Source organism: Escherichia sp. MOD1-EC5189 (genome assembly GCF_002966045.1).
Classification (GTDB): Bacteria; Pseudomonadota; Gammaproteobacteria; order Enterobacterales; family Enterobacteriaceae; genus Escherichia; species Escherichia coli_F.
In genome coordinates this window covers 41114-55502 of sequence record NZ_PTRX01000023.1, presented here as the reverse complement: position 1 = coordinate 55502, position 14389 = coordinate 41114, and the positions used below count along the sequence as shown (strand labels likewise).

Genomic DNA, 14389 nt, shown 5'->3' with positions numbered 1-14389 from the left:
TTACTTCACTGCATTTTTAGCGGAAAGCATAATCTCCATCGCCTGTTGGCGATATTTATCTGTCGTATCTGGCGCCATTAATGCAATGATCCCCACAGCCCTGGGGGTGTCTTCAAGATAAACACTGATGGTTCTTTTCTGCTGACCATCAAAATTTATCAACACATCCTGATACTTACAGGTGAAATGTTTGGCATTACAATCATGAAACTGGAAGGCTTCCTCATTGTATTGATCCTTGAGATTGTCTCGCTGCTTCTTCTTTAACGCTTCCAGCGGGTCATCGGCGCTACGTCCTGCGGGCAGGCGGAAAGCAGAAATGAAGACGCTATTATCCTCACTTCTTATATCAATGGTTTTATTAGTACTAATGGAAACCGTATTCCAGTGTCGGTTCGGGATAGTCACGGTTATCGCAGCATTCTCAAAGGTATATTGCCACGGGGTAAACATACGAAACGTATTGCCGACTTTGGATAAAAGCAGGATTCCCAATACCCAACAGCACCCGCGAGTAAAACTGGCGAAGTTACGTTTTTTTTTAATAAATGCGCACAGAATACCTGACACAAGCACGGGAAGTAACAACGGCCCCAGAAATACTGAACCGATATACTCACCAACCATGCCAGGATCTCCAGACAGTAGGTTGCTGTGCTGAAGATGACTAAGAAAAGTAGTTATTATCCATAGTATTAATAAGATAACGTATCTCATATCAATCCCTTATTATATAATACGTTCGCTACTAACGATGATTCATATCCCTATTCCCAGAATAGTTAATTTACCATATAGCATTAATTTTTAATGCTGCATATTTTTATGAAATGATTTATCGATAATTAATTTATATTGTCAGATGTGAACTATTGATATTTAAAATGAATTAAATAAAAACAAACGATAGTCTTTATGAATATTTTGCATATAAAAAAGGGGAATTTAATTCCCCTTTTAACGCATGGCAGGTACTTATTCAATATCCAGCGGATCTTCTGAAAGAATAATTCCGGTATTGTCGGCATAAAGATGGTCACCGGAGAAGAAGGTGACGCCGCCAAAATTAACGCGGACATCGCTTTCGCCAATGCCTTCGCCAGCGGCACCGACTGGAATTGCTGCCATCGCCTGGATGCCGATATCCAGCTCTTCCAGGTCATCTACCTGACGCACCGCGCCGTAAATGACCAGGCCTTCCCATTCATTTTGTACTGCCAGACGCGCCAGCTCAGCATCGACCAGTGCGCGACGAACAGAACCACCGCCATCAACGACGAGAACACGACCACGGCCATTCTGTTCGAGCAGATCGTACAGCAACCCGTTGTCCTCGAAACATTTTACCGTGATTATTTGTCCGCCAAACGACGCCCGTCCGCCAAAGTTGGAGAACAGCGGTTCCACGACGTTAACATCTTCTTGATAGATGTCACAAAGCTCGGAAGTATCGTATTTCATAGGCTTAACATTCAGTTGCTGCGAGAATTTTCAGTATATCGCGCTATGTGGGCTGTTGGCAAAATCATCAATTGTTAATTGATATTTGTCAGTTATGCTGCCCACTGGCTTAGGAATATCCCTAAAACAAACAGCACGTTAGTCAGTAACGCTCCCTTGACAGTGCGTTCCAGCATCGGTCGCATCGCCACCGGGTCCATTTCCCGCATCACATAACGGGCTTGCTTCACCAGTAATGGTGCCGCCAGCAGGAACAGCCAGCCCCACAGGCTATGCAGTGAAAAGAGATTAAACAGCGCCAGACACACCAGAGAGCCCATCAGCAGGCAGGCATGATAACGACGCGCGTTCACTTCACCTAAGCGCACTACCAGCGTGTTTTTGCCATTTTCGCGGTCGCTATTGATATCACGCAGGTTATTAATGTTCAGTACTGCCGTTGCCAGCAGGCCGCATGCGGTCGCCGGAAGGATCAGTGCCGGAATCAATGTATGAGCCTGTAAATACCAGCTGCCCATGACGCTTAACCAGCCAAAGAAAACCAGTACGGAAATATCACCCAAACCGATATAACCATAAGGACGATTGCCCACGGTGTAGGTGATAGCGGCAATGATCGACAACCCGCCAAGAATCAGGAAACCGACAAAATCGGCCAGCGTATGGCACGCCACTGCAACCAGTGCCAGCCCGGAGAGACAGATGAGCACGACGGTAATAATGAGCGCCCGTTTCATCTCTTGCTGGGTAATGACCCCTTTTTGCATGCCACGTAGCGGGCCAATGCGGTCAGGTTTATCGCTGCCTTTTACTGCATCGCCGTAATCATTAGCGAGGTTAGAGAGAATTTGAAGCAGTCCGGCGGTAATCAGTGCCAGCAGGGCGACCAGCGGATCGAAGTGACCTTGCCACCATGCCAGCGCCGTCCCGACGATAATTGCAGCAAAGGCGAGGGGGAGGGTTTTAGGTCGTAAACTTTCCAGCCACGCCTGAGTTCGGCTAATTTGTTGTTCAGTCATAATACGCGCCAATAAAAATGGGGCCTTTCAGCCCCATCAAACAATGATGAAAATGATTGAACGCGATTATAGGATAAAACGGCTCAGATCTTCATCTGCCACCAACGCATCCAGATGTTTGCTCACATAATCTGCGTCAATAGTGATGGTTTGACCGCTTAAATCGCTGGCGTCGTAGGAAATCTCTTCCATTAAACGCTCCAGAACAGTATGTAAACGACGAGCACCGATGTTTTCGGTAGATTCGTTCACCTGCCATGCTGCTTCCGCGATCCGCTTAATACCGGAGTCGGTGAACTCGATATTTACGCCTTCAGTCGCCATCAGTGCTTTGTACTGCACGGTGATAGAGGCATTCGGCTCGGTCAGAATACGCTCGAAGTCGCTGGTGGTCAGTGCCTGCAGTTCAACGCGGATTGGCAGACGACCTTGCAGTTCCGGGATCAGGTCAGACGGTTTCGCAATCTGGAACGCGCCAGAAGCGATAAACAGAATGTGGTCAGTTTTGACCATCCCGTGTTTGGTGGAAACGGTGCAACCTTCTACCAGCGGCAGCAGGTCACGCTGAACACCTTCACGAGAAACATCCGGACCGGAAGACTCGCCGCGCTTACAGATTTTGTCGATTTCGTCAATAAACACGATCCCGTGCTGTTCAACGGCGTCGATAGCGTCTTGCTTCAGCTCTTCCGGATTCACCAGTTTCGCCGCTTCTTCTTCAATCAGCAGCTTCATGGCGTCTTTGATTTTCAGCTTACGCGCTTTTTGTTTCTGACCACCCAGGTTCTGGAACATGGACTGCAGCTGGCTGGTCATCTCTTCCATTCCCGGAGGCGCCATAATTTCAACGCCCATCGGTGCTGCGGCAAGATCGATCTCGATTTCTTTGTCATCGAGCTGGCCTTCACGCAGTTTTTTGCGGAATGCCTGACGAGCAGCGGACGGTTCCTGCTGTTGTTCGGTCTGTCCCCAGTTGTTTTTAGCCGGTGGGATCAGCACGTCGAGAATACGTTCTTCTGCCAGTTCTTCAGCGCGATAACGGTTTTTCTCAATAGCCTGGACGCGTACCATTTTCACGGCGGCATCGGTCAGATCGCGGATAATAGAATCCACTTCCTTACCTACATAGCCCACTTCGGTGAATTTGGTCGCTTCAACTTTAATGAACGGCGCATTCGCCAGCTTAGCCAGACGACGAGCGATTTCAGTTTTACCGACACCGGTCGGGCCGATCATCAGGATATTTTTCGGGGTCACTTCATGGCGCAGCTCTTCGTTAAGCTGCATGCGACGCCAGCGGTTACGCAGTGCAATCGCCACGGAACGCTTGGCGTTGTCCTGGCCGATGATGTGCTTATCCAGTTCGCTGACGATTTCGCGTGGGGTCATTTCAGACATGGGAGATCCTTACGCTTTGTAGCTTAATTCTTCGATGGTGTGGAAATGGTTGGTATAGATGCAAATGTCGCCTGCAATATCCAACGCCTTTTCAGCAATTTCACGGGCGCTTAGTTCAGTGTTTTCTAACAGCGCGCGCGCCGCAGCCTGGGCGTAAGGGCCGCCGGAGCCGATAGCAATAAGATCGTTTTCTGGCTGCACCACGTCACCGTTACCGGTGATGATCAGTGAAGCGGTTTCATCCGCGACTGCCAGCAGTGCTTCAAGTTTGCGTAACATGCGATCGGTACGCCAGTCTTTTGCCAGCTCAACGGCGGCTTTGACCAGATGGCCCTGATGCATTTCCAGTTTACGTTCAAACAGTTCGAACAGCGTAAAAGCATCCGCAGTACCGCCCGCAAAGCCCGCGATGACTTTGTCGTTGTACAGACGGCGGACCTTTTTCACGTTACCTTTCATTACGGTATTGCCCAACGTGGCCTGACCATCACCAGCGATGACCACATGGCCGTTACGGCGTACGCTTACTATAGTTGTCACGAGCTGACCCCTTGGTTACGAATACAGAGTACAAACCCCGTACAAAAGTACGGGGCATAATGCAATTATAGATGGGGGGGATTTTGAGGGTTTCAACCCCCGGTAGCGAGTCGAATACAGTTTGTATGACCCGCCATCTTCAGGCGATTCAGGGTGCCGTCGGCATTTTCTTTCCCTTTAATCGGGCCAATCACCACACGATTCCAGCCATTGTTGGTGGTAATTTTCGAGTCAAAGCCTTCGAACGCCAGCTGAGCACGTACCGTCTCTGCCTGTTCCGCGCCTCGGAACGAACCGCACTGTACCATCCAGCGCCGCTCGTCTTTTTTCTCCGCCGTCTGTTTTGGCGCGTCAGCGGCCCGGCTAACAGGCGCGACTTGCTGTGACTTCGGCTGCGCCGCGGCAGTGTGTGCTGGCGTTTGCAGGAGATCCTGGTACGGCTGCTGAGCCGCCTGGCGAGTCTGCTGCGTCTGGCGCGGTGGTTGCTGCGCTTGCGCGGTACGCGGTTGTTGATATGCCTGCTCAGCCTGACGCTGCTGCTGTTGAGCCGCCTGAATCTGACGCTGTTGTGCCTGACGTTGAAGCGTTTGCTGACGCTGTTCCGGCGTCTGTTCATTCCATGGGACTTCAACCAGTTGCGTTGGTTGCTGGCGCATATCAGCCTGCATTTGTTCAAGAAGCTGACGTTGTTCTGGTGTCAGTTGCTCCGGCGTTTTCACTTCACCACCGGCAGAAGGTTCTGTTGGTGCACGCACACCCGGCTGGCGACTTTCCAGCTCTTTAATGTAGCGCCAGCGTTCTTCTGGTTTCGGTGGTAATCCGTTTCCGGTCACTTTCTGGCTTTGCAGTGTCTCGGACTCTTCTTTCTTGTGATGCGTAATGAAGTACAGACCACCGATAAAGGTCACAAGAACGGCGGCAGCAATAGCGACCATTGCGGGAGAAACCGCAGGCAGATTTCGTTGCTTTTTCCGTGAGGTGCTTTTTTTTCGCCGCGAAGGTGCCGGTTGGCTGCGGCGTACATAATCTCGTTGTGCCACTATCGTTTCGCTGTATTTATTCGTTCGTCAGCCCGCCATGTTACTTAAGCGGCGGGCCTTTGACCAGTCACGGCAGTCTTAAAGGTTTACTTTAAGGTAACGCGCGCGTTGATCCCCGGATGATAAGTTCGCAGTCCATTAAACGAGAGCCACTGCCAACGTGTTGCCCCTGCATTTGATCAAGCAATAACAGCATAGCTTCCCGACCGATTTCGTAACGCGGCTGCGCGATGGTTGTCAGCGGCGGATCACAAAATTGCGTCAGGTCGATGTTATCAAAACCGATTATGGAAAGGTCTTCCGGGACTTTCAGCCCCTGGCGTTTTGCCTGAGAAAGTGCGCCGAGCGCCATTACATCGCTATGGCAGAAGACAGCAGTAGGCGGTTGCGGAAGAGCAAGCAGCTGTTGCATCGCTTTGCTTCCGGCTTCAAAGGAGAAGTCGCCCCGGGCGATGTATTGCGGATCAACCATAATGCCGCAGCGACGCAGCGCCTGAACGTAGCCTTGCAGGCGGTAGTGACACAGCGGCATCTCTTCGGGACCGGCTATACAGCCAATCCGTTTATGACCTTGCTCATATAAATAATTTACTGCATCAAATGCGGCGGTCAGATTGTCGATATGAACTGTAGGCAGCTCCAGTTCCGGCGCAAATTCGTTCGCCATCACCATCGGCGGCAGATTACGCTGTTCCTCAATGCTGGCATCAAACGGCAGCCTTGAACCCAGCAGCAACATGCCATCAATTTGCTTGGTGATAATCAAATCGATAAAGGTTTTTTCCTGCTGATTTTGATGCGCACAGTCGCCAATCAGCACCAGATATCCGTGATTTGCCGCCGTAACTTCGATACCGCGAATAATTTCGCTAAAGAAGGGATCGCAGATATCCGGGACAATCACCAGAATGGTGCGGGATTCATTACGTTTGACGTTGCGCCCCATAGGCTGCGGCAAATAACCTACTTCCCGGGCCGCTTTTTCAACCCGATTACGGGTGGCCTGGGAGACTTTATCGGGATTCATTAATGCTCGGGAGACGGTCGCTGTAGAGACTTTTGCCTTCAGGGCAACGTCTTTCATGGTCGCGGCAGTTTCCTGCTTCTTCGCTTTCACACTCACTCCTCGCCCGGCACGGCAGGCGTACTACTTCCATGTTTACTTCACATCGGCAACATTTTTAGCAGATAGCGCGTGAAAACGGTTACAGAATTTTCATGAAAAGTGTGATGAATATTGAATTTTTCGATCCGCCTCGCATCGTTTGCGCATTAGCCCTCGATGGGATCGACATCCAGCACCCATTTCACCTTACGGGAATCCGGTATTGTATTGATGAGCGCCAGCGTACCACTAATGATGTGTTGCAAGCGCACGCGGGAAGGGTGCTGCAACAATATCTGCCAGCGCCAGCGGCCACCACGTTTAGGGGCCAGCGCCGGAACCGGACCGAGAACCCACAGTTTCTCGTCTGCCAGTGGGCTGGCGAGAATGAGATTACGCAGTTGTTGCAGGAACAATGGCGCGTGCTGATTGTTATGATCTTCCGCACGCACAATCACATGGCTGGTCCACGGCGGCAGTTGCATCATTCGCCGCTCAGCCAGCGCCTGTTCGGCAAAGGCGTCGTAGCCTTTATAGAGCAATGTTTGCAACAGAGGATGTTCCGGATGGTGCGTTTGCAGCACCACTTCACCCTGTTTACCCGCACGCCCGGCACGACCGGCGACCTGGGTGTAAAGCTGGGCGAAACGCTCTGCCGAGCGAAAATCCGCAGAAAACAGCGCGCCGTCCACATCCAGTAACGCCACCAGCGTCACATCCGGAAAGTGGTGACCTTTCGCCAGCATTTGCGTGCCGATCAAAATCCTCGCACCGCCGCGATGTACTTCCGCCAGTTGTTGTTCAAGCGCCCCTTTGCGGCTGGTGGTATCGCGGTCGATACGAGAAATGGGCACACCAGGGAACATTGGCGCGAGCGTCTGTTCAAGCTGTTCGGTGCCCAGCCCCACGGGTACCAGGTGCGTGGAGCCGCAGGAAGGGCACTGGCGCGGCACCGGGCGTTGGCTGTCACAGTGGTGACAGCGCAAATGCTGTTGCGCCTGATGCAGCGTGTAGTAGTGATCGCAACGTGGGCATTCGGCAATCCAGCCGCAGTCGTGGCACAGCAAGGCAGGCGCAAAGCCACGGCGGTTAAGAAAGAGGATAACCTGGTTGTCGGCCTGTAAATGCTGGCGCATACGGGTGATTAACGCCGGAGCCAGACCAGCCTGCACCTTCTGACCTTTTAAATCCAGCACGTGTTGAATTGCCGGACGCGCATTCCCTGCCCGACGGGTCAGGCGTAGCAGGCGGTATTTTTTCTGCTGGACGTTGCATAACGTTTCCAGCGCGGGCGTTGCGGAGCCAAGAATAATCGGGATTTGCTCGCTGTGCGCACGATACACCGCCAGGTCGCGGGCATGATAGCGCCAGCCTTCCTGCTGCTTGTAGGAACTGTCGTGCTCTTCATCAATGACAATCACACCGAGATTTTTAAACGGCGTAAACAGCGCGGAGCGGGTGCCGATCACAATCGCCGCCTCACCATTTTTCGCTTTCAACCACGCCGAAAGACGCTCGCTGTCGTTCAGGCCGGAATGCAGAACTTCCACTGGCGCATTAAACCGCTCACGAAAACGGGCAATAGTTTGCGGTGTCAGGCCGATTTCCGGCACCATCACCAGCGCCTGTTTGCCCTGAGCGAGCACGTTTTCCAGCACGCTTAAATAGACTTCCGTTTTACCGGAACCGGTAACACCCGCCAGCAGCCAGGCAGAAAAAGTATCTGCCGCGCTATGAATTGCGCCAACGGCGGTGGCCTGTTCGGTATTCAATCGCAACCGTTCACCAGAAACGGCATAGTTCGTGCGCCAGTCGCTAAACTCTGGTGTTTCACTTGCTAAATCACACAGACCTTTTTTGCGCAGCGCCTGCAACGCGGCATCATTAAATTCGAGCGTGGCAACCTGATCACGCCAGATTTTGCCTTGCCGTAACGCTGCCAGCGCCTGTTGTTGCTTGGGTGAGCGTTTCAGGCTGTTCAGATCCACCGCCTGACCTTGTTCAGTGGCAAACCAGTACCACATCGGCGCGTTCGCCGCAGGCCGCCCCTGGCGTAGTAAAATCGGCAAGGCATGAAACAGCACATCGCCAATCGGATGATGATAGTAATCTGCCGCCCAGAGCAGTAATCGCCAGACGGAGTGAGTAAATACCGGCTCAACGTCCAGCACTTCTACTACCGCTTTCAGCTCGTTAAGCGGCAGCTCGCTGACGTCGCTAACTGACACCACAACCCCGATACGCTCCTGCTGTTTGCCAAACGGCACGCGCACGCGACACCCGGCTTTAACCGTCATGCCTTCTGGCAGCAGATAGTCAAAGGTACGAGGTAGCGGAACGGGCAAGGCAACGTGGGCAACGGGCATAGCATCATCCTGACTTGAAATTCGGTGGGTTAGTATACACATTGCCGTAGAAGAGTGCGGATCAGTTTGCATACGCTGGTTAATTTCTGTATGATTTCGCGCCTTCGTACGAAATGATCGTATTGAAGCTATACTTTTAACATCGCGTGGTGTCTGGCGTTAGGGCTGGAAGAGCGACGCGGCCTTAAACCGAGGTTTTCCCATGAAAAAAGATATTCACCCGAAATACGAAGAAATTACTGCTAGCTGCTCTTGCGGTAACGTAATGAAAATCCGCTCCACCGTTGGTCATGATCTGAACCTCGACGTGTGCAGCAAGTGCCACCCGTTCTTCACTGGCAAACAGCGTGATGTTGCTACCGGTGGCCGTGTTGACCGCTTCAACAAGCGTTTCAACATCCCGGGCAGCAAATAAGACCGGATTTCCGAAAAAAGCGCCGCACGGCGCTTTTTTTGTGCCTGAATTTTGGTCGTATTACCACGAAAACAGCGGCCATTCTTTGGCGACTGTGGTGAGTTGTGGCGCATCGAAAACGGCTTGTGGCGAGACCACCGTTTCCTCAAGCGGAATATTTTTCCCGTAACGTTCTTTGAGCTTCGCCTGAACCAGCGGGTTGCTGAGATCGAACTCTTTCAGTTTTTGCTGTTCACCCACGTGCATTCCCAGTGCGTTCTGGTAAACCTTCCACACTACTTCCGAACAGTACTGGCGATCATCACTCCACGAGAAGCTGAAATCGTACGGTTTGCCGAGATAACGTTTTGCCGTTTGCGCCAGTTTTTGCTGTTGTTCGGTATTCAGTCCGCCTTCAACGCGGCGAACAACGTATTTGCCCTTTTCACCATGGGCGATCCACTGCTTGAGCGGGGTGTATTTCACCGGGCCGACCGCTTCAAAAACGTAGGGCTTTTTGTTACGCATCACCAGCATACCGGTGTGGCTGTAATCGGAATGGGTCGCCAGTTGGATCGCTTTACTTTGCGATGAGCGAGAGATTTGAAAGATGATGTCGCCAGTTTGCGGCTGCCAGGCAAAGGCAGGCACAGAAACCAGCATGCTGAGGATCAGTAGCCTGTATTTCATAGTTAAACGTCCTTGTATGAAAAAAGCGGCTGGTTAACTCCGCGCCGCTCTTTTCCGCTTTAGTATTCCCACGTTTCCGGGTTAATCCCCATCTCACGCATGATCTCTTTTGCCGCTTCCGGGATTTCGTCGCTGCGCTCTTTACGCAGGTCGGCATCATCCGGCAGAGGTTGCCCGGTAAAGGCATGCAGAAACGCTTCGCACAGCAGCTCGCTGTTGGTAGCGTGACGCAGGTTGTTCACCTGACGACGCGTGCGTTCATCGGTGAGGATTTTTAACACCTTAAGAGGAATGGAAACCGTAATCTTTTTGACTTGTTCACTCTTCTTGCCGTGCTCAGCGTATGGGCTGATATATTCGCCGCTCCATTCAGCCATGAGATACTTAATCCTCTTCGTCAATAAATTGAGACCAGACCACACAATTTATGTGGGTACTGACCGTAAACCCGCATAGTTTACCGTACAGGCGTTACCGTGACATCGTGTAATGCACCTGTCGGCGTGATAATGCATATAATTTTAACGGCTATTTGGGATTTGCTCAATCTATACGCAAAGAAGTTTAGATGTCCAGATGTATTGACGTCCATTAACACAATGTTTACTCTGGTGCCTGACATTTCACCGACCAAGCCCAGGGAACTTCATCACATGACGCGTAAACAGGCCACCATTGCAGTGCGTAGCGGGTTAAATGACGACGAACAGTATGGTTGCGTTATCCCTCCCATCCATCTTTCCAGCACCTATAACTTTACCGGATTTAATGAACCGCGCGCGCATGATTACTCGCGTCGCGGCAACCCAACGCGCGATGTGGTTCAGCGTGCGCTGGCTGAACTGGAAGGCGGTGCTGGTGCAGTGCTGACTAATACCGGCATGTCTGCCATCCACCTGGTAACGACCGTCTTTTTGAAACCTGGCGATTTGCTGGTTGCGCCGCACGACTGCTACGGCGGCAGCTATCGCCTGTTCGACAGCCTGGCGAAACGCGGCTGTTATCGCGTGCTGTTTGTTGATCAAGGCGATGAACAAGCATTACGGGCAGCGCTGGCAGAAAAACCCAAACTGGTACTGGTAGAAAGCCCAAGTAATCCATTGTTACGCGTCGTGGATATTGCGAAAATCTGCCATCTGGCAAGGGAAGTCGGGGCGGTGAGCGTGGTGGATAACACCTTCTTAAGCCCGGCATTACAAAATCCGCTGGCATTAGGTGCCGATCTGGTGTTGCATTCATGCACGAAATATCTGAACGGTCACTCAGACGTGGTGGCCGGCGTGGTGATTGCTAAAGATCCGGACGTTGTCACCGAACTGGCCTGGTGGGCAAACAATATTGGCGTGACGGGCGGCGCGTTTGACAGCTATCTGCTGCTACGCGGTTTGCGAACTCTGGTGCCGCGTATGGAGCTGGCCCAGCGCAACGCGCAGGCGATTGTGAAATATCTGCAAACCCAGCCGTTGGTGAAAAAACTGTATCACCCGTCGCTGCCGGAAAATCAAGGGCATGAAATTGCTGCGCGCCAGCAAAAAGGCTTTGGCGCAATGTTGAGTTTTGAACTGGATGGCGATGAGCAGACGCTGCGTCGTTTCCTGGGTGGGCTGTCGTTGTTTACGCTGGCGGAATCATTAGGGGGAGTGGAAAGTTTAATCTCTCACGCCGCAACCATGACACATGCAGGCATGGCACCAGAAGCGCGTGCTGCCGCCGGGATCTCCGAGACGCTGCTGCGTATCTCCACCGGTATTGAAGATGGCGAAGATTTAATTGCCGACCTGGAAAATGGCTTCCGGGCTGCAAACAAGGGGTAAAAATGAGTGTGATTGCGCAGGCAGGGGCGAAAGGTCGTCAACTGCATAAATTTGGTGGCAGTAGTCTGGCTGATGTGAAGTGTTATTTGCGTGTCGCGGGCATTATGGCGGAGTACTCTCAGCCCGACGATATGATGGTGGTTTCCGCCGCCGGTAGCACCACTAACCAGTTGATTAACTGGTTGAAACTAAGCCAGACCGATCGTCTCTCTGCGCATCAGGTTCAACAAACGCTACGTCGCTATCAGTGCGATCTGATTAGCGGCCTGCTACCCGCTGAAGAAGCCGATAGCCTCATTAGCGCTTTTGTCAGCGATCTGGAACGCCTGGCGGCGCTGCTCGACAGCGGTATTAACGATGCGGTGTATGCGGAAGTGGTGGGCCACGGTGAAGTGTGGTCGGCGCGCCTGATGTCTGCGGTACTTAATCAACAAGGGCTGCCAGCGGCCTGGCTTGATGCCCGCGAGTTTTTACGCGCTGAACGCGCCGCGCAGCCGCAGGTTGATGAAGGGCTTTCTTACCCGTTGCTGCAACAGCTACTGGTACAACATCCGGGCAAACGTCTGGTGGTGACCGGGTTTATCAGCCGTAACAACGCCGGTGAAACGGTGCTGCTGGGGCGTAACGGTTCCGACTATTCCGCGACACAAATCGGTGCGCTGGCGGGGGTTTCCCGCGTAACCATCTGGAGCGATGTCGCCGGGGTATATAGTGCCGACCCGCGTAAAGTGAAAGATGCCTGTCTGCTGCCATTGCTGCGTCTTGATGAAGCCAGTGAACTGGCGCGTCTTGCCGCGCCAGTGTTGCACGCGCGTACTTTACAGCCAGTTTCTGGCAGCGAAATCGACCTGCAGCTGCGCTGTAGCTATACACCGGATCAAGGATCTACGCGTATTGAACGCGTGCTGGCTTCCGGTACGGGCGCGCGTATTGTCACCAGCCACGATGATGTCTGTTTGATTGAGTTTCAGGTGCCCGCCAGTCAGGATTTCAAACTGGCGCATAAAGAGATCGACCAAATCCTGAAACGTGCTCAGGTGCGCCCACTGGCGGTTGGCGTGCATAACGATCGCCAGTTGCTGCAATTTTGCTACACCTCGGAAGTGGCCGATAGTGCGCTGAAAATCCTCGACGAAGCAGGATTACCTGGCGAACTGCGCCTGCGTCAGGGGCTGGCGCTGGTGGCGATGGTTGGGGCGGGCGTCACCCGTAACCCGCTGCATTGCCACCGCTTCTGGCAGCAACTGAAAGGCCAGCCGGTCGAGTTTACCTGGCAGTCCGATGACGGCATCAGCCTGGTGGCAGTACTGCGCACCGGGCCGACCGAAAGCCTGATTCAGGGGCTGCATCAGTCCGTCTTCCGCGCAGAAAAACGCATCGGCCTTGTATTGTTCGGTAAGGGCAATATCGGTTCCCGCTGGCTGGAACTGTTCGCCCGTGAGCAGAGCACGCTCTCGGCGCGCACCGGCTTTGAATTTGTGCTGGCAGGCGTGGTGGACAGCCGTCGTAGCCTGTTGAGCTATGACGGGCTGGACGCCAGCCGTGCGCTAGCCTTCTTTAATGATGAAGCCGTCGAGCAGGATGAAGAGTCGCTGTTCCTGTGGATGCGTGCCCATCCGTATGATGATTTAGTGGTGCTGGACGTTACCGCCAGTCAGCAACTGGCCGATCAATACCTCGATTTCGCCAGCCACGGTTTTCACGTCATCAGTGCCAACAAACTGGCGGGAGCGAGCGACAGCAATAAATATCGCCAGATCCACGACGCGTTCGAAAAAACCGGGCGTCACTGGCTATACAACGCCACCGTCGGCGCAGGTTTGCCGATCAACCATACCGTGCGCGATCTGATCGACAGCGGCGACACTATTTTGTCGATCAGCGGGATCTTCTCCGGCACGCTCTCCTGGCTGTTCCTGCAATTCGACGGTAGCGTGCCGTTTACTGAGCTGGTGGATCAGGCGTGGCAGCAGGGCTTAACTGAACCTGACCCGCGTGATGACCTCTCCGGCAAAGATGTGATGCGCAAGCTGGTGATTCTGGCGCGTGAAGCGGGTTACAACATTGAACCGGACCAGGTGCGTGTTGAATCACTGGTGCCAACCCATTGCGAAGGTGGAAGCATCGACCATTTCTTTGAAAATGGCGATGAACTTAATGAGCAGATGGTACAACGGTTGGAAGCGGCCCGTGAAATGGGGCTGGTGTTGCGCTACGTGGCGCGTTTCGATGCCAACGGCAAAGCGCGAGTAGGCGTGGAAGCGGTGCGAGAAGACCATCCGCTGGCATCACTACTACCGTGCGATAACGTCTTTGCCATCGAAAGCCGCTGGTATCGCGATAATCCGTTGGTGATCCGTGGGCCAGGCGCGGGACGCGACGTCACCGCCGGGGCAATTCAGTCGGATATTAACCGTCTGGCGCAGTTGTTGTAGTGATTATTGAACAAAAGCTGGCAGTTGCCAGCTTTTGTTGTCACCTCTAAACCACCTCCTGCGGAGGTGGTGATTGATTGTCATTTTGCCTTTGGTCAGTGCCCCGGTAATAAGGGGGCTTTTGTGT

13 protein-coding genes are annotated in these 14389 nt (G+C 52.8%); 3 read left to right on the top strand and 10 right to left on the bottom strand.

Annotated elements, in window-relative coordinates; genetic code table 11:
- The 8 genes from ATB02_RS18595 to priA all read right to left on the bottom strand — a co-directional run bounded on the left by ATB02_RS18595 (nucleotide 1) and on the right by priA (nucleotide 8929).
- Nucleotides 1–627: a hypothetical protein gene (locus tag ATB02_RS18595; protein WP_123059852.1), complete on the bottom strand. Its 627-nt coding sequence runs from the start codon at nucleotides 625–627 to the stop codon at nucleotides 1–3.
- A 348-nt stretch (nucleotides 628–975) separates the two neighbouring features.
- Nucleotides 976–1461, bottom strand: coding sequence for a ribonuclease E activity regulator RraA (gene rraA / locus ATB02_RS18590; protein WP_000872908.1), 486 nt, complete (start codon nucleotides 1459–1461; stop codon nucleotides 976–978).
- A gap of 92 nt (nucleotides 1462–1553) precedes the next feature.
- Nucleotides 1554–2480: a 1,4-dihydroxy-2-naphthoate polyprenyltransferase gene (gene menA / locus ATB02_RS18585; protein ID WP_001353716.1), complete on the bottom strand. Its 927-nt coding sequence runs from the start codon at nucleotides 2478–2480 to the stop codon at nucleotides 1554–1556.
- 66 nt (nucleotides 2481–2546) lie between these two features.
- Nucleotides 2547–3878 (bottom strand): HslU--HslV peptidase ATPase subunit, encoded by a 1332-nt coding sequence (gene hslU, locus ATB02_RS18580; protein ID WP_001293344.1) that lies wholly within the window; start codon nucleotides 3876–3878, stop codon nucleotides 2547–2549.
- A gap of 9 nt (nucleotides 3879–3887) precedes the next feature.
- Entirely contained in the window at nucleotides 3888–4418 is a 531-nt protein-coding gene (gene hslV / locus ATB02_RS18575; RefSeq protein WP_000208242.1) for an ATP-dependent protease subunit HslV, read from the bottom strand.
- A 92-nt stretch (nucleotides 4419–4510) separates the two neighbouring features.
- A complete protein-coding gene (gene ftsN / locus ATB02_RS18570) occupies nucleotides 4511–5458 on the bottom strand; it encodes a cell division protein FtsN (RefSeq protein WP_001353717.1) in 948 nt (315 codons plus the stop codon).
- 91 nt (nucleotides 5459–5549) lie between these two features.
- Nucleotides 5550–6575, bottom strand: coding sequence for a DNA-binding transcriptional regulator CytR (gene cytR, locus ATB02_RS18565; protein WP_000644900.1), 1026 nt, complete (start codon nucleotides 6573–6575; stop codon nucleotides 5550–5552).
- A 155-nt stretch (nucleotides 6576–6730) separates the two neighbouring features.
- Nucleotides 6731–8929: a primosomal protein N' gene (gene priA, locus ATB02_RS18560; protein ID WP_105272056.1), complete on the bottom strand. Its 2199-nt coding sequence runs from the start codon at nucleotides 8927–8929 to the stop codon at nucleotides 6731–6733.
- Nucleotides 8930–9131: 202 nt separating this feature from the next.
- Between priA and rpmE the strand changes: the two genes are divergently transcribed.
- Nucleotides 9132–9344, top strand: a complete 213-nt coding sequence (gene rpmE / locus ATB02_RS18555) for a 50S ribosomal protein L31 (protein ID WP_000710769.1) — start codon at nucleotides 9132–9134, stop codon at nucleotides 9342–9344.
- Between the two features lie 60 nt (nucleotides 9345–9404).
- Here the strand turns inward: rpmE and ATB02_RS18550 are convergent, their stop codons facing one another.
- The gene (locus ATB02_RS18550) at nucleotides 9405–10013 is read right to left on the bottom strand and encodes a YiiX family permuted papain-like enzyme (protein WP_105272055.1); all 609 of its coding nucleotides are present in this window, start codon (nucleotides 10011–10013) and stop codon (nucleotides 9405–9407) included.
- A gap of 59 nt (nucleotides 10014–10072) precedes the next feature.
- Entirely contained in the window at nucleotides 10073–10390 is a 318-nt protein-coding gene (gene metJ / locus ATB02_RS18545; protein ID WP_000852812.1) for a met regulon transcriptional regulator MetJ, read from the bottom strand.
- Nucleotides 10391–10666: 276 nt separating this feature from the next.
- On the opposite strand from metJ, the gene metB reads away from it, so the two are divergent.
- Both metB and metL read left to right on the top strand, forming a co-directional pair.
- The gene (gene metB / locus ATB02_RS18540) at nucleotides 10667–11827 is read left to right on the top strand and encodes a cystathionine gamma-synthase (protein WP_105272054.1); all 1161 of its coding nucleotides are present in this window, start codon (nucleotides 10667–10669) and stop codon (nucleotides 11825–11827) included.
- 2 nt (nucleotides 11828–11829) lie between these two features.
- On the top strand, nucleotides 11830–14262 hold the full coding sequence (gene metL, locus ATB02_RS18535; RefSeq protein WP_000110774.1) for a bifunctional aspartate kinase/homoserine dehydrogenase II: 2433 nt from the start codon (nucleotides 11830–11832) through the stop codon (nucleotides 14260–14262).
- The last annotated feature ends 127 nt before the right edge of the window (nucleotides 14263–14389 follow it).